This is a genomic window from Deinococcus terrestris (assembly GCF_009377345.1).
Classification (GTDB): Bacteria; Deinococcota; Deinococci; order Deinococcales; family Deinococcaceae; genus Deinococcus; species Deinococcus terrestris.
The window spans coordinates 66451-84402 of sequence record NZ_WBSL01000001.1 but is presented as its reverse complement, the minus strand read 5'-3'; the positions used below and the strand labels follow the sequence as shown (position 1 = coordinate 84402).

The 17952-nt window shown below is 70.2% G+C and carries 23 protein-coding genes and 2 tRNA genes; 15 read left to right on the top strand and 10 right to left on the bottom strand.

Annotated elements, in window-relative coordinates:
• Positions 1–58 precede the first annotated feature (58 nt).
• The 3 genes from F8S09_RS00490 to F8S09_RS00480 are packed head-to-tail and all read left to right on the top strand — an operon-like array spanning position 59 to position 2230.
• Positions 59–379, top strand: coding sequence for a hypothetical protein (locus F8S09_RS00490; protein ID WP_152868031.1), 321 nt, complete (start codon positions 59–61; stop codon positions 377–379).
• Positions 349–1833: a MocR-like pyridoxine biosynthesis transcription factor PdxR gene (gene pdxR, locus F8S09_RS00485; RefSeq protein ID WP_152869798.1), complete on the top strand. Its 1485-nt coding sequence runs from the start codon at positions 349–351 to the stop codon at positions 1831–1833. Before F8S09_RS00490 ends, pdxR begins: the two co-directional genes overlap by 31 nt.
• A gap of 19 nt (positions 1834–1852) precedes the next feature.
• Positions 1853–2230, top strand: coding sequence for a hypothetical protein (locus F8S09_RS00480; RefSeq protein ID WP_322618378.1), 378 nt, complete (start codon positions 1853–1855; stop codon positions 2228–2230).
• A 54-nt stretch (positions 2231–2284) separates the two neighbouring features.
• Here F8S09_RS00480 and rpsT read toward each other — a convergent pair whose 3' ends face one another.
• Positions 2285–2560: a 30S ribosomal protein S20 gene (gene rpsT / locus F8S09_RS00475; RefSeq protein WP_152868029.1), complete on the bottom strand. Its 276-nt coding sequence runs from the start codon at positions 2558–2560 to the stop codon at positions 2285–2287.
• Positions 2561–2761: 201 nt separating this feature from the next.
• Between rpsT and recX the strand changes: the two genes are divergently transcribed.
• The 4 genes from recX to F8S09_RS00455 all read left to right on the top strand — a co-directional run bounded on the left by recX (position 2762) and on the right by F8S09_RS00455 (position 5240).
• Entirely contained in the window at positions 2762–3271 is a 510-nt protein-coding gene (gene recX, locus F8S09_RS00470; protein WP_322618377.1) for a regulatory protein RecX, read from the top strand.
• Between the two features lie 101 nt (positions 3272–3372).
• A tRNA-Pro gene (locus F8S09_RS00465) sits at positions 3373–3449 on the top strand.
• Between the two features lie 76 nt (positions 3450–3525).
• On the top strand, positions 3526–4236 hold the full coding sequence (locus F8S09_RS00460) for a metallophosphoesterase (RefSeq protein WP_152868027.1): 711 nt from the start codon (positions 3526–3528) through the stop codon (positions 4234–4236).
• Positions 4237–4337: 101 nt separating this feature from the next.
• Positions 4338–5240 carry a hypothetical protein gene (locus tag F8S09_RS00455; protein ID WP_152868025.1) on the top strand — a complete coding sequence of 301 codons (903 nt, stop codon included), beginning with the start codon at positions 4338–4340 and terminating at the stop codon, positions 5238–5240.
• Between the two features lie 43 nt (positions 5241–5283).
• Here F8S09_RS00455 and F8S09_RS00450 read toward each other — a convergent pair.
• Positions 5284–5359: transfer RNA gene (locus F8S09_RS00450), tRNA-Lys, on the bottom strand.
• Between the two features lie 95 nt (positions 5360–5454).
• The gene (gene ffh / locus F8S09_RS00445; protein ID WP_152868023.1) at positions 5455–6801 is read right to left on the bottom strand and encodes a signal recognition particle protein; all 1347 of its coding nucleotides are present in this window, start codon (positions 6799–6801) and stop codon (positions 5455–5457) included.
• A 22-nt stretch (positions 6802–6823) separates the two neighbouring features.
• Between ffh and F8S09_RS00440 the strand changes: the two genes are divergently transcribed.
• From F8S09_RS00440 to F8S09_RS00420, 5 genes are read left to right on the top strand one after another with little or no spacing between them, the layout of a single operon-like run.
• The gene (locus F8S09_RS00440; RefSeq protein ID WP_194165173.1) at positions 6824–7156 is read left to right on the top strand and encodes a nucleoside triphosphate pyrophosphohydrolase; all 333 of its coding nucleotides are present in this window, start codon (positions 6824–6826) and stop codon (positions 7154–7156) included.
• 24 nt (positions 7157–7180) lie between these two features.
• Positions 7181–8362: a thiolase family protein gene (locus F8S09_RS00435; protein WP_152868021.1), complete on the top strand. Its 1182-nt coding sequence runs from the start codon at positions 7181–7183 to the stop codon at positions 8360–8362.
• Positions 8363–8372: 10 nt separating this feature from the next.
• Positions 8373–8693: a YciI family protein gene (locus F8S09_RS00430; protein ID WP_152868019.1), complete on the top strand. Its 321-nt coding sequence runs from the start codon at positions 8373–8375 to the stop codon at positions 8691–8693.
• Positions 8690–8899: a helix-hairpin-helix domain-containing protein gene (locus F8S09_RS00425; protein ID WP_152868017.1), complete on the top strand. Its 210-nt coding sequence runs from the start codon at positions 8690–8692 to the stop codon at positions 8897–8899. Before F8S09_RS00430 ends, F8S09_RS00425 begins: the two co-directional genes overlap by 4 nt.
• Complete coding sequence (locus F8S09_RS00420) at positions 8896–9732, top strand: 3-hydroxyacyl-CoA dehydrogenase family protein (RefSeq protein ID WP_152868015.1); 837 nt, start codon at positions 8896–8898, stop codon at positions 9730–9732. The genes F8S09_RS00425 and F8S09_RS00420 overlap by 4 nt, the downstream gene beginning before the upstream one ends.
• Before the next feature lie 57 nt (positions 9733–9789).
• Here F8S09_RS00420 and F8S09_RS17525 read toward each other — a convergent pair whose 3' ends face one another.
• Both F8S09_RS17525 and F8S09_RS00415 read right to left on the bottom strand, forming a co-directional pair.
• Positions 9790–9960, bottom strand: a complete 171-nt coding sequence (locus tag F8S09_RS17525) for a hypothetical protein (RefSeq protein ID WP_194165172.1) — start codon at positions 9958–9960, stop codon at positions 9790–9792.
• Positions 9961–9971: 11 nt separating this feature from the next.
• Positions 9972–10562: a peroxidase-related enzyme gene (locus tag F8S09_RS00415; protein WP_152868013.1), complete on the bottom strand. Its 591-nt coding sequence runs from the start codon at positions 10560–10562 to the stop codon at positions 9972–9974.
• Between the two features lie 57 nt (positions 10563–10619).
• On the opposite strand from F8S09_RS00415, the gene F8S09_RS00410 reads away from it, so the two are divergent.
• Complete coding sequence (locus tag F8S09_RS00410; RefSeq protein WP_152868011.1) at positions 10620–11120, top strand: DUF456 domain-containing protein; 501 nt, start codon at positions 10620–10622, stop codon at positions 11118–11120.
• 52 nt (positions 11121–11172) lie between these two features.
• Here F8S09_RS00410 and F8S09_RS00405 read toward each other — a convergent pair whose 3' ends face one another.
• The 5 genes from F8S09_RS00405 to F8S09_RS00390 all read right to left on the bottom strand — a co-directional run bounded on the left by F8S09_RS00405 (position 11173) and on the right by F8S09_RS00390 (position 16158).
• Positions 11173–11835 (bottom strand): YIP1 family protein, encoded by a 663-nt coding sequence (locus F8S09_RS00405; protein WP_152868009.1) that lies wholly within the window; start codon positions 11833–11835, stop codon positions 11173–11175.
• Positions 11836–11915: 80 nt separating this feature from the next.
• Complete coding sequence (locus F8S09_RS17520) at positions 11916–12053, bottom strand: hypothetical protein (RefSeq protein ID WP_227978419.1); 138 nt, start codon at positions 12051–12053, stop codon at positions 11916–11918.
• A gap of 25 nt (positions 12054–12078) precedes the next feature.
• Positions 12079–13029, bottom strand: coding sequence for a CPBP family intramembrane glutamic endopeptidase (locus tag F8S09_RS00400; protein ID WP_152868007.1), 951 nt, complete (start codon positions 13027–13029; stop codon positions 12079–12081).
• A 29-nt stretch (positions 13030–13058) separates the two neighbouring features.
• Positions 13059–14081, bottom strand: coding sequence for a threonine aldolase family protein (locus tag F8S09_RS00395; RefSeq protein WP_152868005.1), 1023 nt, complete (start codon positions 14079–14081; stop codon positions 13059–13061).
• A 73-nt stretch (positions 14082–14154) separates the two neighbouring features.
• Entirely contained in the window at positions 14155–16158 is a 2004-nt protein-coding gene (locus tag F8S09_RS00390) for an elongation factor G (RefSeq protein ID WP_152868003.1), read from the bottom strand.
• 300 nt (positions 16159–16458) lie between these two features.
• On the opposite strand from F8S09_RS00390, the gene F8S09_RS00385 reads away from it, so the two are divergent.
• On the top strand, positions 16459–17301 hold the full coding sequence (locus tag F8S09_RS00385) for a PRC and DUF2382 domain-containing protein (protein WP_152868001.1): 843 nt from the start codon (positions 16459–16461) through the stop codon (positions 17299–17301).
• Positions 17302–17406: 105 nt separating this feature from the next.
• The gene (locus F8S09_RS00380) at positions 17407–17895 is read left to right on the top strand and encodes a YsnF/AvaK domain-containing protein (protein ID WP_152867999.1); all 489 of its coding nucleotides are present in this window, start codon (positions 17407–17409) and stop codon (positions 17893–17895) included.
• Positions 17896–17952 lie beyond the last annotated feature (57 nt).

Here is a 17952-nt window from a genome sequence, read left to right as displayed (position 1 = left end):
CCATGATAGGCGCCGGGCGTCACGGCCGGGGCGCAGATCAGCGGTGCATCATGCAGTCATGACCCAGCCCTCCCCCGCCATCACCTTTCAAGCTCCCGGCCGCATCCCCTATCCCGGCGGCTGCGTGGTGGAACCCGGCCCCTACGCGCTGGACTACCTCCTGAAGTGGCGAACCGACGTGACGGTCGCGGGCACCCGGCACCCCGACGCGCCCGTTTTCGCGCTGCTGCGCGAGGTGCGGGCCGACCCCGCCGCGCACGGGGTGACGCCCGAGGAGGCGGAAGAGGCCGTGGGCCGCTTCCTGACGCTGGCGGGCCAGGCCCTCGCCGCCGAGGGGGGCGACCCGGCCTGGCTGGAGCGGGAGTTCGCCCGGCCGTGAGGGCCGACGCCGGGCTGCCCACCGAGTTGCCCCCGCCCCTGCCCGGCGAGGCGCTGCACGCGCGGGTGGCCCGCACCCTGCGGGGGGCCATCGTGGCGGGCACACTGCCGCAGGGCACCCGCCTGCCGGGCCACCGCGCCCTCGCCGGGCGGCTGGGGGTGTCGCGCAACACGCTGGTGGACGCGCTGGAGCAACTGGAGGCCGAAGGCTACCTCCAGACCCGCCCGCGCAGCGGCACCCGTGTGGCCGTGCCCGCGCCGCCCCCGGCCGATGCCCCACCCTCTCCCCTGCCCCTCAGCGCGTGGGCCAGCCGTGCCCTCGCGGGGGCCGTGCCTGACGTGGGCGGGGACTATGTGGTGGACTTCCGGGTCGGCCAACCCGTGCCCGAGCTGTACCCGGCGGGTGCCTGGGCGCAGGCCCTCGCGCGGCAGGCCCGCGCCGCCGAATACGCCCTTCCCCCCGACCCCGACGCCGAACTCGGCCCGCTGGAGACGCGCCGGGCACTCGCCGCATACCTGAATGCCGAGCGCGGAGCCCGCGTGACCCCCGACATGGTGATGTTGACGGGGGGCACCCAGGCTTCCCTGGACGCTCTGGCCCGCGTCTTTCTGGAGGAGGGGCGGGTCGCTGCGCTCGAAGACCCCACCTACCCCGGCGCCCGCGCCGCGCTGGGAGCGACGGGGGCGACCCTCTGGCCCGTGCCGGTAGACGAGCAGGGGCTGGACCCCGCCGCCCTGCCCAGGCAGGCTACGCTGCTGTACCTCACGCCGGGAGCGCAGTACCCCACGACGGCGCTGCTCCCCGCCGCGCGGCAGGCGGAGGTGGTCGCGTGGGCGGCCCGCTCCGGCGCCTTCGTGCTGGAGGACGACTACGCCGCCGACCTGCACCACGGCGGGCGGCCCCCAGCGGCGATGCAGGGCCTCGCGCCGGAGCGGGTGATCTTGCTGGGGAGCTTTTCCAAGAGCCTCGCCCCCGTGACCCGGAGCGGCTACCTCGTGGCCCCGCGTGAGGTGGTCCGTGTGCTGGCGGGCACCCGGCCCCTGACCGACCGCGCCCCCGCCACGCTGGACGCCCGCGCCCTGGCCGACGTGCTGGCCTCGGGGGCTTATGCCCGGCACCTGCGGGGGGCGCGGCAGGCGATCCGGCACCGCCACGAGGTGCTGCTCGCGGCCCTGGACGCCGAGTTGCCCGGCTGGAGGGTCACCCCGGCGCGGGCTGGGCTGCATGTCCACCTCACCCTGCCCCCCGGCCTGCCCGAGGCGGAGGTCATTCAGCAGGCCGCCGCTGCCGGGGTCGCGTTGACTCCGGCCGGGCCACTGGCACAGCTGCCGCGTCCGCCCGCCGTGCTGCTCGCCTTCGCGCACCTGACCCCCGAGCGGCTGCGGGCAGGCGTGGGGCGGCTGGCACGGGCGATGGCCCCGAACGCGAGAAACTCCGTCGACACTTCCCGGTGAGCCGCATTACACTACCGGAGTGCGCCTCCTGCTGATTGCCCTGGTTGCCGCCCTGGCGCTGCTGTACGTGACCCTGGGCCTGCGCTTCGGGTACGTGACTCTGACCCCGACCTGGCTGCTCAATGCCAACGGCCAGAACCGCTACGTGATGGAGGTCTACGACGAGGGGCAGCGGGTGGGCTACCGGGGCCGCTGCGAGGTGCAGAGCGGGCGGGCCGTGGTGCGGCTCCTCGCCCCTGACGGCCGTCAACTCGTGGGGCGCACCTGTCAGAAGGTGGGTGACCGGGGCGAGTGGACCCTGCACCTCGTGGGCGGGGGGCAGCCGGGGCGCTACCAGCTCGTGGTGGATCTTGACGCCTACACCGGGCTACTCGATCTCTCCGAGACGCGGGAGTAGCACCGTCCACAACAAAACCGCCCCCACACGGGAGGCGGCTTTGGAAGGGAAAACTCAGGCCTGCTGCGCGGCCTTGGCCCGGTTGATGGCCTTGGCGAGGCGGCTCTTCTTGCGGGCCGCGGCGTTCTTGTGCAGGGTGCTGCCCTTGGCGGCTTTGTCGATCAGGCTCTCGGCCTTGCTCTGGGCGGCGGCCACGTCCTCACCGGCGGTCACGGCGGCGATGGCCTTTTTGGTAAAGGTCTTGATGGTGCTCTTGCGGCTGCGGTTGATCATGCGGCGCTTGAGGCTCTGGCGGTGACGCTTCTGGGCAGACTTGTGACGTAGGGCCATGAGGATTCTCCTTGTTCTCCCGCTCTCGCGGGGCGGTCCCCACCCGTGAGTCTCACGCGGGGAACTCGACGCGCCGGGCCTCGGCGCTCCCGGGCCTGCCGCCGATGACGGGGCCGGGGCCGCCCCACCCCGAAAAGGATGGGGGCAACCTAGGAAGCTTAGCGCCCCCCGGCACCCCGGCGCAAGCGGCATACTGGGCCGGTGACCGACGACGCGCTCCTCCCCCCCGACCCCGAGCGGCAGAAGGCGCGGGACGACCTCCTCGCCTACGCCTTCCGGGCGCTGGCGGGCCGGGCGCTCACGGAAGCCGAGTTGCGGACCCGCCTCGCCCGCCGCACCGACGACCCTGCGCTGGCCGCCGAGGTCCTGGCCCGCGTGCAGGAACTGGGCTACCAGAACGACGACACCGTGGCCCGCGCCGAGGGCAACCGCCGGGGGGTGGGCGGCTTCCGGGTGCGCCAGACCCTCAAGCGCCGGGGCGTGTCCGAGGGACTGATCGAGGAGACCCTTGCCGCCCGCGACCCCGCCCAGGAAGCTGAGCAAGCCCGCGAGCTGCTGGAACGGCGCTGGCCCGCCCTGGCCCGCAAACGCGACCCCCGCGCGAGTGCCTACGCCTTTCTGGCCCGGCGGGGCTTCGGGGGCGCGGCGATCTGGGCCGCCATCCGCGAGGTATCGCAGCAGGACCCGCCGGAAGACGCCGCCGCAGAGTAGCTCCGGGCGGTTCCCGCTCGCTTGACACCCCCTGACCCCCCGCGTAGACTACCGGGCGCACCGAAAGCGGGCTTTTTCAGGCCCCAGGTGCCGTGGTTCGGCGGGGCGTAGCGCAGCCTGGTAGCGCACGTCGTTCGGGACGACGGGGTCGGAGGTTCGAATCCTCTCGCCCCGACCACGATGAAGGGCCTCCCCACCGGGAGGCTCCTTTTTTTCTTGTCTCTCCCCCTTTGTCCCCCGCCCCGGAGCCCCTCATGCGCGTCTATGCCATCGCTGACCTGCACCTCGCTTCTGTCACGCCCAAACCGATGACGGTTTTCGGGCCGAACTGGGCGGGGCATCCGGAGGCGATTTTTACGCAGTGGCGCGAGGTGGTGCGGGAAGGGGACCTCGTGCTGCTGCCGGGCGACCTCTCGTGGGCGATGCGGCTGCCCGACGCGCTGACCGATCTGGCGCCGGTGGCCGAGTTGCCGGGCACGAAGGTGCTGCTGCGCGGCAACCACGACTACTGGTGGCCGGGACTGTCGAAACTGCGCTCGGCGCTGCCACCGGGAATGCTGGCCGTGCAAAACGACGCCCTGCGGGTGGGCCGGGTGGTCGTGTGCGGGACGCGCGGCTGGCTCACGCCAGGCTACGAGCCGCTGGGGGCCGAGGACGACCGCCTCCTGCGGCGCGAGGCCGAACGCCTGCGCCTGAGCACGGCGGCGGCGGCGCGGCTGCGTCAGCCCGGCGACGTGCTGATCCTGATGCTGCACTACCCCCCCGCCAGCCCGCCCTACCCACCCAACCCCCTCACCGAGGTGATTGAGGCCGCCCGGCCCGACCTGATCGTGTACGGACACCTGCATGGGGTCCCCCCCGAGCGGGCGCTGCGCCATTGGGCGGGGATTCCGGCGCACCTGGTGGCGGCTGACGGGCTGCGGTTCCGGCCCCGGCTGCTGCTGGACCTTCCCCCGGCCCCCTGACCCGACCCGGACCGCCGGGGTTAAGGAACCGGGCGCAGCCCCAGGGACGGCCCGGATCCGAATCCCCCATTTTCGCCGCTATGCTGGCCCTGGAGGCATGTTTGCAGGACCTCGAGAAAGTTCAGGACCGCTTGGTCGCCGACCGCAAGGTCCGGGCGGTCGCCCAGGCGGGCAGCTACGGCACCGACGACGCCTGGGCGGGCAGCCAGCCGACACTGGTCGCCTTCGAGCGCGGCCTGCTCTCGGCACAGAGCGAGACGCGGGCGGGCGTGACCCTGCAACGCTACCCCTATGAGAAGCTAGAAGCCTGGCGCGACTGGGACGTGGCCCGCGAGGAAGCCCCAGTCGCGCTGCTGGCGACCAGCCGGGTGGTCTACGACCCCACCGGGCACTACGGCCGCATTCAGCGCACCCTCTGGACCCTCAACGAGGAGCGCCTCGCCGGGCACCGCGAGGACCTGCTGGGCCGCGCCGCCGAGCGCCTAGACACGGCCCGCCGCACCCTGACTGGCCCCGGCCACGGCGTGCAGGAGCAACTGCTCGCGCTGGCCGAGGCGCGGACGGTGGCCGTCGAACTGCTGTACCCCGCGCTGCTCACCCACATCCACGGCTGGCCCGAGTTCCCGCTGCGGCTGCCCCACGCGTGGCGGGCAGCGGCGGGCCTGCGCTTCCCCAAGGCGATCCACCACCTCGACAGCCTCTACGGCTTCGGCGGCGAGGAAGAGGCCCGCCGGGTGCTGCTCGCCACACGGGGTCTGGGCATGGTCGAACACGAAAAGCGTGCCCGCGCCGCCTTTCAATCGGGCTACTACGACGGCGCGGTGCGGCTCCTGCGCGACGAGGCGGCCCGGCTGCACCGTACGGACCTGGAGCGCTGGAGTTACCTCAGCAGTCCGCGCCGCGACAAGCTGGGCACCCTGCTGGGGGTAACGCGTAGTCCCCTGGGTCCGGCGGCCCTGACGCTGGCGGGCGAGGTCATGCAAGACGCGCGGGAAGGCCGCTAGGCGGAGCCGACGAGAAAACCCCGCGCGGAGGCGGGGTTTTCCTTGGTGGGTCGCCCGGGACTTGAACCCGGAACCCGCTGATTAAAAGTCAGCTGCTCTACCGATTGAGCTAACGACCCGCGTGGGAGGCGGGGGCTGCGGGGTTCGCAGCGGGCCTGAGTATAGGCAGCCCCCCCACCCACGTCAACGCCGGGCAATCAGACGGGCCGCGAGGTCAGCGCTTCATGCCGGGCGGCATCGGGGGCATGCGGGGGGGCTTCATGCCCTTGCCCATGCCGCCGGGACCGCTCATGCGCTGCAAGACCTTCATCATCTCCTTCATCTGCTCGTGCATCTTCAGCAGGCGGTTGATGTCCTGCACCGTCGAGCCGCTGCCCGCCGCGATGCGCTTGCGGCGGCGCCCGTCGATGATCTTGGGGTTGCGCCGCTCTTTCACCGTCATGGACGAGATCATCGCGTCAATGCGCTGGATCTGCTTCTCGTCCACGTTGAAGCCCTCCGGCAGCGCCCGGCTCATCCCCGGAATCAGCTTGAGAAGGTCGCCCAGCGGTCCCATCTTGCGAATCTGGCGCAGTTGCAGCAGCAGGTCCTCGAGGTCGAAGTCGCCCGGCTTCTTGACCTCCATCGCCTTGAGATCGGCCTGCTGCGCCCGCTCGATCAGCCCCAGCACGTCGCCCATGCCCAGGATGCGGCCCGCCACCCGGTCGGGGTAGAAGGGTTCGAGGCCGCTGATCTTCTCGCTCACGCCCGCAAAGTAGATCGGCCTTCCTGTCACGCTGCGGGCGCTGAGGGCCGCCCCGCCACGGGCGTCCCCGTCCATCTTGGTGATGATCAGGCCGGAAAGGTGCACCCGCTCGTCGAACACGCGGGCCACGTTCAGCGCCTCCTGCCCGGTCATCGCGTCCACGACGAGCAGCGTCTCGGTGGGCGCCAACTCGGTCTGGAGGTTGGCAAGCTGGTCCATCAGCGCCTCGTCGATCTGGAGGCGGCCCGCCGTGTCCACGATCACGAGGTCGCGGAAGTCGGTCTTCAGGTACTCGTCGAGGCGGCGCCTGGTTTCCTGGGGCGTCTCGCCGTCGGCCACCTTTAGCACAGGCACGCCGACCTGATTCGCCAGCACTTCGAGCTGGTCGCGGGCGGCGGGGCGCTGGGTGTCGGCGGCGACGAGCAGCACGCGGCGGCCCTTGCCCTTGTAAAAGGCGGCGAGCTTGCCCGTGCTGGTGGTCTTGCCCGCCCCCTGAAGGCCCACCATGAACCAGACGTTGCCCTCGTTTTTCAGGGTGGGCTGCTGCGTCTCGCCGCCGAGGGTCTGAATCAGTTCGTCGTGGACGAGCTTGACGACCGTTTGCCCGCCGGTCAGTGATCCCTGCACCTCCTGGCCCACCGCCTTTTCGGTCACGCGGGCCACGAAGTCCTTGGCGACGGTGAAGTTCACGTCGGCTTCCAGCAGGGCCATGCGAATCTCGCGCATGGCCTCCTTGACCTGTTTCTCGGTCAGCTTGCTCTCGCGGCCCACCCGGTCGAGGATGTCCTGCAACTTGTTCCCGAGCGCCTCAAACATGGGTCGAGGCTAGCATGGGGACGTGAGCGACTTCGTGCCGCCCGTCCCCAGGGGCAAACTCGTCCGCGACGGTATTCCGCGCCTCTTCCCCACAAGCACTTACCGTGTGCTGGACGCCGCCGAGTACGGGGAGGCGCTGCGGGCCAAGCTGACCGAGGAGGTCAGGGAGTACCTCTCGGACGGCACGATGGAGGAACTGGCAGACGTGCTGGAGGTGCTGCACGCGCTGGCGGCCTGGCATGGCCTGACGCCGAAGGAATTGGAGCGGTTGCGGGCGCAGCAGGCCGCAGAGCGTGGGGGCTTCGCCGGGTGCGTCTGGCTGGAGCTGCCGGGCCGCGAACCTAACGCCCGTTAGTCGCCCCGCGCTATCCTCTCCCCCATGACCAAAGCTGTGATCGTCTCGGCGTCGCGCACGCCGACGGGCAAATTTCTGGGGGCCTTGCAGGACGTGACCGCCGTGGAGCTGGGAGCCATCACCCTGCGCGAAACCCTGCGCCGCAGCGGGATTCCCGCCGAACTCGTCGAGGAAGTCATTATGGGGCAGGTCGTGCAGGCGGGGAGCGGGCAGAACCCGGCGCGGCAGGCGGGGCTGAAGGCAGGCCTCTCCAACGAGGTCGGCGCCCTGACGGTCAACAAAGTCTGCGGCTCGGGCCTCAAGGCCGTCATTCTGGCGGCGCAGGCGATTCGTGCAGGTGACCAGACAGTCATGCTGGCGGGCGGCATGGAGTCCATGAGCAACGCGCCGCACCTCCTCCCCGGCGCCCGCAAGGGCTACCGCCTGGGGCACGCGCAGGTGCTGGACGCCAACACCCAGGACGGCCTGTGGTGCTCCATCAACGGCGAGGGCATGGGGCTGACCGGCGAGCGCGTGGCCGAGAAGTACGAGATCGGTCGCGAGGCGCAGGACGCCTACGCGACGGGCAGCCATCAGAAGGCGATCGCCGCGACCGAAGCCGGACGCTTCCGCGACGAGATCGCCCCCGTGACCGTCAAGGGCCGCAAGGGCGACGTGATCGTGGACACCGACGAGGGGCCGCGTGCGGACACCAGCCCGGAGACGCTGGGCCGCCTCAAGCCCGCTTTCAAGAAGGACGGCACCGTCACGGCGGGCAACGCGCCCGGCCTGAACGACGGCGCCTCCAGCCTGCTGATCATGTCCGAGGAAGCGGCGCAGGCGCACGGGCTGACGCCGATGGCCGAGATCACCTCCTACGCCACGGGCGGCCTTGCCCCCGAGTGGGTGATGATGACGCCCGTTCCCGCCACGAAGAAGCTGCTGGAAAAGAGCGGCCTGAGCGTGAGCGACGTGGACCTGTGGGAACTGAACGAGGCCTTCAGCGTCCAGAGCCTCGCCGTGCAGCGCGAGCTGGGGCTGGACCCGGAGCGGGTGAACGTGAACGGCGGCGCGGTCGCGCTGGGGCACCCCATCGGCGCTTCCGGCGCCCGCATCCTCGTCACGCTGCTGCACGCCTTGCGGCAGCAGGACAAGGAGACGGGCGTGGCGACCCTGTGCATGGGCGGCGGCAACGGCCTCGCGCTGTCGGTCAAGCGGCTCTCGTAAGCTGGGCCTCATGACGCAAACGCCGACCCTGTGGGTGATTCAGAGCCGTTACCTCAAGAGCGGAGACGACCTCGCCGCCGTCACGCCCCGGCACCGGGAGTGGCTGGACCAGCATTACCGCTCGGGCCTCTTCCTCGTGTCGGGCCGCAAGGTGGACGGCACGGGCGGCGTGCTGCTCGCGCAGGCGGAGAGCCAGGAGCAGCTTGAGGAGGTCTTCCGGGACGACCCTTTCGTGCTGGAGGGCTGCTCGGAGTACAGCTACACGCCGTTTACGCCCGTCAAGCGGGGGCGAGCGCTGATGCTGGACGGCGTGCCGCTGGTGGAGGGATGACCGAGCTGCCCAAGCTGGGCGCTCCTGCCCGACGTGCCCTCAGCGACCTCGGCATTACCCGGCTGGAAGATTTGACGGCCTACACGCCCGCGCAGATACGGACCCTGCACGGCGTGGGGCCTCGGGTCATGCAACGGTTGCAGGCCTCCCTCACCGCAAATGGCTTGAACCTTAAATCACACGACAGAGAGAGGGAGAACCCATGAACTTCGGAGTCATCGGAGCAGGTCAGATGGGCGGCGGCATCGCGCAGGTCGCCGCGCAGAGCGGTTTTACCGTGGTCGTTCAGGACGTGAAGCAGGAGTTTCTGGACCGGGGCCGAGCCGTCATTGAAAAGAGCCTCGCCAAGCTGCACGAGAAGGGCAGGCTGATGGGCACGCCGGACGAGGTGCTGGGCCGCATCCAGTTCACCACCGAACTGACCGACTTTGCCGACTGCGACCTCGTGGTGGAAGCCATCGTGGAGAACGAGGCGATCAAGGCGCAGCTCTTCCGGCAACTGGGCGAGATCGTCAAGCCGGACGGCATTCTGGCGAGCAACACCAGCTCCATCCCGATCACCAGCCTTGCCACGGTGAGCGGGCGGCCCGAGCGGTTTATCGGGATGCACTTCATGAATCCGGTGCCGCTGATGGCGCTCGTGGAGGTCATTCGCGGCTACTCCACCAGCGACGAGACGGCGCAGAAGGTGACAGAAGCGGCGCGGGCGATGGGCAAGACGCCTGTGGAGTGCAACGACTTCCCCGGCTTCGTCTCCAACCGCATCCTGATGCCCATGCTGAACGAGGCCATCCAGTGCGTGATGGAGGGCGTGGCCGAGCCGGAAGCCATCGACCAGATCATGAAGCTGGGGATGAATCACCCGATGGGGCCGCTGACGCTGGCCGACTTTATCGGGCTGGACACCTGCCTCGCCATCATGGAGGTGCTGCACCAGGGGCTGGGGGACGACAAGTACCGACCCTCGCCGCTGCTGCGGAAGATGGTGCAGGCCGGGCTGCTGGGGCGCAAGAGCGGGCGGGGCTTCTACAGCTACTGAGCGCCTATGGGAAAGGAGGAGCCGGGGCGAGTGCTTTGGCTCCTCCTGTTTTGGCTGCTAGCTGTGGCCGGGATCGGAGTCGTCGCTGGGGCGGCCATGCTTGCCGTCGCCGCTCGCCTCGTCCTCCGGGGAGGGCTGGGGCGTGTCCTGCGCCGACTCGGAGAGTTGCTCGTGTTCCTCGTCGTGCGGCTGGGGCCTGCGGTCGCGGCCTTCGTCGTTCTTCGTCATGGCGGGCCTCCTCAGCGGCTCTGCGCGTAGTATTCGGCGTTGGGCTGGAATCCCAGGGCGCTGCTCACGCGGTTGGTCATGTTGAACATGGCGATCACCTGCACGAGTTCCATGATCTGGTGGTCGTCCAGTCCCACCCCGCGCAGGGGCTGGAGGTCGGCTTCGGTGACCTCGGCGGGGCGCAGGGTCAGTTTCTCGGCGTACTCGCACAGGACGCGCTCGCGCTCGGTGAGGGTGGCGTGGCGCCAGTTCACGGCCACCGCGTCGGCCTTTTGCGGGTCGCCGCTGAAGTGGCGCAGGGCCGCCCCGTGCGAGACGGCGCAGTACAGGCAGCGGTTGACGCTGCTCACGACCACGGCGACGAGTTCACGCTCAGCGTTGGAGAGGTAGCCCTCCTTGTTCAGCAGCAGGTTGAAGTAGTTCCACCATGCCTGGAACTGCTCGCCGTTGACCGCCTGGGCGCGGAAGACGTTGGGCACGAAGCCCATGTTGGCCTCAGCCTTGGCCCACAGCTTGCTCACGCCCTCGGGCACCCCGGAGGCGTCGGGGACGGGGAGGTAGGAGATACGGCGCTCGTCGGTGGGCGGCTGGGTTGTGGTCATGGGGACAGCTTACCGCCGGGGAACTCCCCTTCTCCGCCCCGCGTATCCCAGGGGCGTATGAGTCTCGCCTTTCTGGTCTTTCTGGTCGCCTGGCTCGTCGGCATGGTCGGCACCTTCGTGCCCGCGCTGCCCGCCACGCTGATCATCTTTGCGGGCACGGTCGCTGCTACCTTCATCGACGGGTTTCAGCCCTGGCCGGACCTGCCCTTTCTGCTGACCTTCGCGGTCATCACCTTCCTGATCTCCATGATCGACAACGTGGCCTCGGCGTGGGGGGCGCGGCGCTACGGCGGCAGCAAGCAGGCGGGGTGGGGAGCGCTGATCGGCGGGCTGGTGGGCATCTTCATTCCGGTCGGGTTGATCGTGGGGCCGCTCGCCGGGGCGCTGATCGCGGAACTGTTCGTCGTGCGAAAGCCTGTGCTGGACGCGACCCGCGCTGCCTGGGGCACCCTGCTGGGGCTGCTCACCGGGATCGCCGCCAAGCTGGTGCTGCACCTCTTGATCGGGATTTACGAGCTGTCGCGCCTCTGGGACCCCAGCAAGAGCATCTTCGGCTGAGCGGGAATTCAGGAGGGTCGGGGCAGAGGCTCCGGCCTTTCTGCTGACGGCTTTACCAGGCCGCCAGCAGCGGCGCCAGCCCCAACGCCGTCACCGCCAGCACGGGGAGGAGAGGCAGCAAGGTTCCAAGGAGCGCCCGGCGGCGGTCGCCAGTCAGGGTTAGGAAGCCCCGGTAGGCCAGAAAGAACTGCGCGAGCGGGGCGAGGAGCAGCAGCAGGACGGTAACGCGGGCGAGGCTGCCCTGCATCGCCCCTACCAGCAGTTCGCGCTGGGAGAGGGCGTCCGCAGAGGTCACGGCCACGTCTGTTCCCGACACCAGCAGCAGCACCGTCAACGCCAGATACAGCGGCGGCAGCAGCACGAAGGACACGCCGTAGACTTCCGGCGCACGGCCCTCGCGCCCGGCTCCCAGGTGGCCCAGTCCGGTCATCAGCGCCGCGCCCACCACGGTCAGGAAGAAAGTCCCAAAGACATTGACCGCGTACGAGGCAAAGGCTGCCGCCCCCTCGGCCGTCGCCCCCACCACGGGCCGCAGCAGCAGGGCGTAGACCACTCCGCCGAGCAGGGCCGCGAGCACGGGCGGCAGGGCGTAGCGCCAGGGCAGGGGCGGCACCTGGCGCAACCGCTCGAAAAAGGCCGCTGGGCCGCTCAGCAATTCAGCAGCGAGGGGGGCCGTAGGGGGCGGTGGGGGAGGTGTGGGGCGCGAGCGGGCCATCGGGGGCACTTTAGCCCCCTGAGCCGGAACGGGTGACCCCAGGTGCCAGAGTCCCCATAGCGCAGGTGACATAGAGCCAATCACAGCCCCGCTGGGAGGGGCAGCAGGTCGTCGAGTTGGCTCGACACCGGGAGGGGGCCAGGAATCAGGTCCACCGGGTTGAGCGCGGAGGCGGGAACGGGCGGGGCCAGCAGGTCGGCTTTCAGCCACCGGGCCAAAGTTCGCGGGCGGTCCAACACCGCGCTACGGCATGAGCCCGCGCAGGTCAGCGACCGTCTGCTGCACGGCGGGCAGGGTCAGGGCGGCGGCCACCACCCCAAACAGCACCACGCCGACATACGCCGCGCTGAGCCACGGTCCCCGCGCCTGCCGTTCCTGCGGGTCGGCTTTTGGAGTCAGCCACAGGTGCAGCACAACCATCACCGCGATCCCGAACAGGCCCGCGCCCACGGCCACGGGCACGGCCAGCGCGGGATTGCTCAGCAGGTCGCTCGCCTGCTCGGTGCTCTCGGGAAGTCGCCCGGCGAGCACGCTGCCCAGCGCCACCGCCAGCGTGTTGTTGATCGCGTGGACGATCACCGCGTTCCACAGGCTGCCGCTGTGCTGGGTCAGGCGGGCCAGCGCGTAAGCCAGCGGAATGATACCCACCACGCTCGCCGGAACCCCGTGCGCGATCCCGAAGGCGAGCGAGGTCGTCACCGCTGCCACCGTGAAGCCCGCCGCCCGCTCGTGCCCGCGCAGCATCAGCCCCCGGAAGGCGACCTCCTCCGCGAAGGGGATCAGCAGCCCGGCGGCGAGCAGCAACACCCACAGGTCCGGTCCCTGACTCACGAACTGCGGAATGGCGTCGGCCGACTGCGGCACCAGCGTCACGTACACCAGCACAAAGGCCCGCGACGCCAGAAATGCCAGCACGAACGCCGCCAGCGACAACCCCCACGAGGGCGGCGTACGCCAGCGCGAGTCGCGGAAGAGCGCCTGCATGGGCCGCCGGAAGACGGTCAGGGCCAGCGCCGCATTCCCCACGAAGGACAGCAGCAGCGCCGTTCCCAGCGGCAAGCCCGCTCCGATGGCAAGCGCCGAGAAGACGTTTTGCGCGATCAGGAGGGTCAGAGCCGCGCGGTTGCCGTCCACGGCGCGGATGCCCGGAGCCTCCGGGATGCTGGGGGAAACGGGCCGGTCCGGGGCGGTCATGAGGGGCAGTATGCCGCGCCCAGGCGGGTTCAGGCGGTCAGCACCCGGATCGCGTCCTCCAGCGCCTCGTCCCCGACTTGGTGGTGCAGCACGAAGCGCACCGAGTCCGGCCCCAGCGCACTCGCCAGCACCCCCGCCTCGGCCCAGCGAGCGACCTGCGCCGCCGCGTCGGGCAGGGTTACATAGATGATGTTGGTCTGCACGGCGGCCATATTCACGCTGTATCCGGCGTCCAGCAGCGCCTCGGCGAGGCGGCGGGTGCGGCGGTGGTCTTCTTTGAGGCGGGCGGGGCCGTCGCGCACGGCGACCAGCGCAGCGGCGGCGAGCACCCCGGCCTGACGCATCCCCCCGCCCATCATCTTGCGGTAGCGGTGGGCCTGCTTCATGGCGGCGGCGCTGCCCAGCAGCACGCTGCCGACCGGGGCGCCCAGGCCCTTGCTCAGGCAGATGCTCACGGTGTCGAAGTGCCGGGTGATCTCAGAGAGGGGCACATCCAGCGCTGCCGCCGCGTTGAAGACCCGCGCCCCGTCGAGGTGCAGGGGCAGCCCCTCCTCGTCGGCCATCCCCCGGATGGCGGCCAGCACCTCCAGCGGCAGCACCGTTCCGCCCGCCTTGTTGTGGGTGTTTTCCAGGCTGATCAGTCCGGTGGGCGACTGGTGGACGCTGTGGCGCACGGCCAGCCGCACCGCCTCCGGGTCGGGCACGCCCAGTGGCGCGGGCACGAAGCGGGGCACCACGCCGGAAAAGGTCGCCATCATGCCCAGCTCCCACTCGTAGATGTGCGACCCCTCGGCGCAGATGACCTCCTCGCCCCGGCGGGTGTGCAGGGCGATGGCGACCTGGTTGGTCATGGTGCCCGAGGGCATGAACAGGCCCGCCTCGAATCCGGCGAGGCGGGCGAGTTCACTCTGAAGCGCGTTGACGGTGGGGTCCTCGCCGTACACGTCGTCGCCCACCGGGGCCTGCGCCATCGCCTCCCGCATCTCGGGGGTGGGCGTGGTGACGGTGTCGGAACGGAGGTCGGCCAGGACGCGGGGAGGGGCGACGGTCATGGGGAGAATGGTACGCGGGAGGCCGGGCGCGGTGCGCGGTCGCAACTTCCTTTCCGGCCTCCCCTTCGCCCTCCTACCCCGCCGCCGCCTTCCGCGCCTCCACGATCTTCTTCGCCAGATGCTCAGGCACGTCCTGATACCCCTGAGGCTTGACGCTGAAGGCCCCCCGGTCCCCGGTCAGGGAGCGCAGGTCGGCGCTGTAGGTCTGGAGTTCGGCTTGGGGCACGACCGCCGTGACCGTGATGACAGTGCCCTCCGGCTCCATGCCCTGCACGCGGGCGCGGCGGGTCTGGAGGTCCCCGATCAGGTCCCCGGTGAACTGCGCCGGAGCCCGCACCCGCAGCAGCACCACGGGTTCAAGAAGGGTGGGCCGCGCTTCCTCCACCGCGCTCCGGAAGGCGAGTGCCCCGGCGGTGCGGAAGGCGAGGTCGCTGGAATCCACGTCGTGGTAGGAGCCGTGGGTTACCGCCACCTGCACGTCCTGCATGGGGTAGCCCGCCAGCGGTCCCTTTTCCATCGCGTCGGCCACGCCCTTCTCGATGCTGGGGAGGTACTTGCCGGGAATCGCGCCGCCCACGACCTCCGAGCGGAAGGAGAAGCCTGCGCCCGGCGAGAGGCGGATATGGCAGTCGCCGTACTGCCCATGCCCGCCCGACTGCTTCTTGTGCTTGCCCTGCGCCTGCGCGGACGCCCGGATGGTCTCCCGGTAGGGAATCTGCGGCAGGTGGGTGTCCACGTTGACCCCTAGCGCGGCGAGGCGCTCCACCGCGATGGTCGTGTGCATGTCGCCCATGCCCGCGAGCAGCAGTTCGCCCGTCTGCTCCTCGCGCGAGAAGCGCAGGGTGGGGTCCTCGTCCAGTAGGCGGGTCATCGCCGCGCCGAGGCGGTCCTCGTCCTGGCGGGTGCGCGGCACGAGCGCGACCGTGTGCGCGGGGTCGGGCAGCACCAGCGGGTCATATTCGATGGGCTGGGCGGGATCGGCGAGGGTGTCCCCGGTGTGCAGTTCGGGCAGCTTGGTCAGGACCCCCAGCATCCCGGCCCGCAGCTCGGGCACCTCGGTGAGGTCGTGGCCGCTCATGACATAGAGGTGGGCGGGCCTCACGTCCGCGCCGCGGGTGGTGTTGCGCAGGGGGTCGCCGGGGCGCAGCGTGCCGCTCCAGACCCGGATATGGGCCAGCTTGCCCACGAAGGGGTCCACACTGACCCGCCACACCCGGGCGCTGAAGGGCGCATCCGGCGTCGGCTCGCGGGTCTGGCCGTCCACCCCGGTCAGGACGCCGCGCTCCTGGGCACTCCGCAGGCCGCGCACCATCAGGTCCAGCAACTCGTCCAGCCCGCCCCCCGTCGCCGCCGAGACGGGCAGCACCGGGAAGAGGGTGCCCGCGTGCACTGCCCGCAGGAAGGCCGAGCGCAGTTCCTCCTGGGTCAACTCCTCACCTTCGAGGTAACGGCCCATCAGCCCGTCGTCGGTGTCGGCGATGGCCTCGATCAGCGCCTCGCGGGCCTCGGGGAGGGCGCTGCGGACCTCGGCGGGGAGATCGGGGTGGTCCGGGTCGGTCCCCAGCACGTCCACCACGCCCCGGAAGTCTGGCCCCTCGCCCACCGGGAGGAAGGCCGCCGCCACGTTGCCCTTCAGGCTGGCGCGGATGTCCGCCAGCACCGCCGAGAAGTTCGCCCGCTCGCGGTCCATCTTGGAGATCAGCACGATCCGGGGCATGGCGAAGCGGTCGGCGGTGGCCCACACCCGCTCGGTGCCGACCTCCACGCCGCTGACCGCGCTCACGAGCACCAGGGCGGAGTCGGCGGCCCGGATCGCGCCCCGGATCTCACGCACGAAGTCGGCATAGCCCGGCGTGTCCAGCAGCGTGAGGTCGGTGCCCGCGTGGGTCAGGCGCAGCACCCCGGTCGTGATGGAAAAGCCGTGGGCCTTTTCCGCGTCGGTGTGGTCACTCTGGGTGGTGCCGTCCTCCACCCGGCCCGCACGCGACAAAGCCCCGCTGCGCACCAGCAGGGCTTCGGAAAGCGTCGTCTTGCCCGATCCGCTGTGGCCCACCAAGCTGACCACACGGACCGGCATGTCCTGTCTCCCGTCTTGCACGGACAAACCACCTGACCTTCGTTCGGAGGGCGCGTTCTGGCGAGCAGAAGGAGCGCACGAACAGGCGGGCGAACGGCCACCGCGACCATCTCTTCTTCTGTATGGGCCGAGCATACACCCGCAGCGTGACGAACATAACGTTCAGCTCAAGGTCTGCCCAGGGGCGGCTTTAGACGGTCCTCAGCCGCGCCGGAAGGCCCCCAGCGAAACTGCTACGGGTAGGGGCGAACCCCTCGCCCTGCACGCCGAGCAACACCACTTCATTCACGGAGGCACCCCATGACCCAGATGAACCTGATGCGCCTGTCCGACCTGAGCCGCGACAACATGTACGACAACGCGGGCGTTTACAACCCCAGCGGCAACACCGCCTACGGGTACAACAACGAGAAGATCGGCACCGTCCGCGACGCGCTGGTGGACCCCAGCAGCGGCCGCATCCGTTACCTGATCCTCGACGTGGGCGGCTGGTTCTCCTCCAAGGAAGTCGTCGTGCCCGTGGGCGACGCCCGTTTCGACGACAACGGCGTGTACTTCGACAACCTGACCAAGGAACAGGTCAAGAACCTCGACGAGTACCGCTACGACCAGACCTACACCGACACCACCTTCCAGCAGAACAACGAGCGCGTGCTCCGCGCCGCCGACACCGACGAGACGACCTACCGCGAGCGGGCCTACCGCACGCCTGACCGCCTCCAGCTGCTCGAAGAGCGCCTGGTCGTCAACAAGGAGCGCTTCAAGGCCGGGGCCGTCGAGATTGGCAAGCATGTCGAGACCCGTCAGGAGCAGGTCAACGTGGGCCTGCAGCGCGAGGAAGTCGTCATCGAGCGTCACCCCGTGACCGAGGCCCGTCCCGTCGAGGGCGCGGTGCTGGGCGCCGACAGCGCGACGGTGCGTGTGGACCTCGAAGCCGAGCGGGCCAACGTCGACAAGCAGGCCTACGTGGTCGAGGAAGTCGAGATCGGCAAGCGCACCGTGACCGACACCCAGACCGTGACCGAGACCGTGGGCCGTGAAGTGCTGGACGTCAACAAGACGGGTGAAGTGCGCCTGCAGGACGGCGACACCACCACCAGCACGACCATGACCGACACCGACCGCAACAACGGTCGCCGCTGAGCAGCCAGGACCCTCCGCCACTCAGGTGCGGGGGCGGAGGCGGGGGCAACCCCGCCTCCTTCTTGGCTCATCCCACCAGGCTTCCCAGGCCGGAAAGGACCCCTCATGGACGACCACAGACCTGACCAAGACCACCTGACCGACGCGGCCCTGCGCGAGCGCGAGGAGCGCCGCGAACTGATCGAGCGCCTGCGCCTGCACGAGGAACGCGCCCTTGTGGAAGTCGTGCCCGAGACGGTTGGCGCCGTCACCATCCGCCGCGTGGTCACCGAGCGGCAGGAGAACGTGCCCATCACCCTGCACCGCGAGCACCTCGAAATCACCGTGCGCGAGAACACCGGGGGGCAGGCCACCCTCAACGGCGAGGTGCTGGAGGTAGGCCGCGTCTACGAGCTTCCGCTGTACGAGGAGCGGGCGCTGGTCGAAAAGCAGATCTACCCCCTGAACGACGTGGTAATCGCCAAGGAAGCCCGCGTCTACACCCAGACCCAGGAAATCACCCTGCGCCGAGAGGAACTCGCCGTGGAGGACCCCCAGGGGCTGGTGCGCGAGCGGACGATGCCCTCGCCCCTCGATCCAGACCCGACGCTCTGACCCGCCGTTCCCCTGCCGCCCGCCGGATTCCACCGGGGGCGGTTTGCCGTGGGGACA

Excerpts from the sequence above, each read along its gene's own strand:
- F8S09_RS00380 (WP_152867999.1), top strand. The coding sequence starts at position 17,407 with ATGGACGACCACAGACCTGACCAAGACCACCTGACCGACGCGGCCCTG.
- F8S09_RS00460 (WP_152868027.1), top strand. The coding sequence starts at position 3,526 with ATGCGCGTCTATGCCATCGCTGACCTGCACCTCGCTTCTGTCACGCCC.
- F8S09_RS00435 (WP_152868021.1), top strand. The coding sequence starts at position 7,181 with ATGACCAAAGCTGTGATCGTCTCGGCGTCGCGCACGCCGACGGGCAAA.
- ffh (WP_152868023.1), bottom strand. The coding sequence starts at position 6,801 with ATGTTTGAGGCGCTCGGGAACAAGTTGCAGGACATCCTCGACCGGGTG.
- F8S09_RS00385 (WP_152868001.1), top strand. The coding sequence starts at position 16,459 with ATGACCCAGATGAACCTGATGCGCCTGTCCGACCTGAGCCGCGACAAC.
- F8S09_RS17525 (WP_194165172.1), bottom strand. The coding sequence starts at position 9,960 with ATGACGAAGAACGACGAAGGCCGCGACCGCAGGCCCCAGCCGCACGAC.
- F8S09_RS00410 (WP_152868011.1), top strand. The coding sequence starts at position 10,620 with ATGAGTCTCGCCTTTCTGGTCTTTCTGGTCGCCTGGCTCGTCGGCATG.
- F8S09_RS00415 (WP_152868013.1), bottom strand. The coding sequence starts at position 10,562 with ATGACCACAACCCAGCCGCCCACCGACGAGCGCCGTATCTCCTACCTC.
- F8S09_RS00420 (WP_152868015.1), top strand. The coding sequence starts at position 8,896 with ATGAACTTCGGAGTCATCGGAGCAGGTCAGATGGGCGGCGGCATCGCG.
- F8S09_RS00390 (WP_152868003.1), bottom strand. The coding sequence starts at position 16,158 with ATGCCGGTCCGTGTGGTCAGCTTGGTGGGCCACAGCGGATCGGGCAAG.
- F8S09_RS00395 (WP_152868005.1), bottom strand. The coding sequence starts at position 14,081 with ATGACCGTCGCCCCTCCCCGCGTCCTGGCCGACCTCCGTTCCGACACC.
- F8S09_RS00400 (WP_152868007.1), bottom strand. The coding sequence starts at position 13,029 with ATGACCGCCCCGGACCGGCCCGTTTCCCCCAGCATCCCGGAGGCTCCG.
- F8S09_RS00405 (WP_152868009.1), bottom strand. The coding sequence starts at position 11,835 with ATGGCCCGCTCGCGCCCCACACCTCCCCCACCGCCCCCTACGGCCCCC.
- F8S09_RS00430 (WP_152868019.1), top strand. The coding sequence starts at position 8,373 with ATGACGCAAACGCCGACCCTGTGGGTGATTCAGAGCCGTTACCTCAAG.
- F8S09_RS00490 (WP_152868031.1), top strand. The coding sequence starts at position 59 with ATGACCCAGCCCTCCCCCGCCATCACCTTTCAAGCTCCCGGCCGCATC.
- F8S09_RS00425 (WP_152868017.1), top strand. The coding sequence starts at position 8,690 with ATGACCGAGCTGCCCAAGCTGGGCGCTCCTGCCCGACGTGCCCTCAGC.
- rpsT (WP_152868029.1), bottom strand. The coding sequence starts at position 2,560 with ATGGCCCTACGTCACAAGTCTGCCCAGAAGCGTCACCGCCAGAGCCTC.